General features: G+C 75.2%; 2 protein-coding genes. One reads left to right on the top strand and one right to left on the bottom strand.

Annotated features, from left to right (window positions below; translation table 11 throughout):
* On the bottom strand, nt 1-751 hold a 751-nt coding region (locus ACIQOV_RS41960; RefSeq protein WP_401056475.1), incomplete at its 3' end, for an SAM-dependent methyltransferase.
* Between the two features lie 54 nt (nt 752-805).
* Here ACIQOV_RS41960 and ACIQOV_RS41965 point away from each other — a divergent pair.
* Nucleotides 806-1,219 (top strand): MarR family winged helix-turn-helix transcriptional regulator, encoded by a 414-nt coding sequence (locus ACIQOV_RS41965; RefSeq protein ID WP_401056476.1) that lies wholly within the window; start codon nt 806-808, stop codon nt 1,217-1,219.
* Nucleotides 1,220-1,236 lie beyond the last annotated feature (17 nt).

Below are 1,236 nucleotides of genomic sequence, written 5' to 3' on the forward strand. Positions count from 1 at the left end.
GGCGCCCGTAGGCCTCCCCGAGCCGGACCAGGGTGGTGATGCCGACGGTCCAGCCGTTCCGGTCGAGCCATCCGCCGGTGTCCGGGCCGAGGCCGCCGCGCCACAGCCCGGTCACGTGGGCGAGCGCCGGGTCGTGCGGTGTGCGGCTCACGTCCCGGCCCTGCTCCAGCAGCAGTCGGCTGCCCGGGGCCGCCAGCCCGCCCACCGCCGTGAGCAGTCCGGCCGCCTCCTCGGCCGTGAGGTAGACCAGCAGCCCCTCGGCCAGCCAGACCGAGCGCCGCGCCGGGTCGAACCCGGCCGCGACCAGTCGCTCGGGCCAGGTCGGGTCCAGCAGGTCGGCGGCCAGGGCGGTGCGCCCGGCCCGCGGCACGGCGCCGAGCCCGTCCAGGACCTGCTCCTTGAAGGCCAGCACCGGGCCCAGGTCGAGCTCGAACACCCGGGTGCCGGCCGGCCAGTCCAGCCGGTACGCCCGGGTGTCCAGGCCGGCCGCCAGCAGCACCACCTGGTCGGCGCCGGCGGCGGGCAGCCGGTCGTCGTAGAAGCGGGTGCGCAGGATGCCGTGGGTGACCAGGCCCCTGGCGAGGTTGCTGACCGGCCCGGACAGGGCCGGTTCGAGGCCGGCGGCGGTGACGAACGCCAGGGCGTACGGGTCGACGAAGAGCGGGTCGGGGCGGGAGCTCTCGTAGGCCCGCACCCGCGCGACGGACAGGGCGGTGCGGGAGACCGGGCTGAGCGGTTCGGAGGTCGTCATGCCCGGCAATCTACATCGGCACCGATGCATCGGTGAAGATGTATTCTGTCGGGCATGGACGGCGTGCAACTCCTCAGACTCGGCAAGCGGTTGACCGAACTCGGCCGCACCCTGATCACCGACTCGGCCTCCGAGCACCTCACCCCCGGGGAGATCGCCGTGATCGCCGACGTGTACCGGCACCCCGCCACCTCCGTCCAGGAGATCCGGGTCCGGACCGGCTTCGCCCAGAGCCACGTCTCGGTCTCCGTCGCCCGGCTGCGCGAACAGGGCCTGCTCGACGCCGCGCCCGACCCGGCCGACGGGCGGCGCACCCTGCTGACCGTCTCCGACCACGCCCGACGCGCCATCCGCGCCCACGTCGCCCGGCCCGCCGAGCCGGTCATCGCCAAGGCCGTCCCGGACCCGGCGAAGGCCCGCAGGGTCGCCGAACTGCTGGACGAGCTCGCCGGCCTGCTGCTGCCCTGATCGTCCCCGTCCGTTCC

The organism is Kitasatospora sp. NPDC091257 (assembly GCF_044757675.1).
Lineage (GTDB): Bacteria > Actinomycetota > Actinomycetes > Streptomycetales > Streptomycetaceae > Kitasatospora > Kitasatospora lactacystinica.

Bases quoted from the DNA above. Each gene is read 5' to 3' on its own strand.
- ACIQOV_RS41965 (WP_401056476.1), top strand. From the start codon at position 806: ATGGACGGCGTGCAACTCCTCAGACTCGGCAAGCGGTTGACCGAACTC.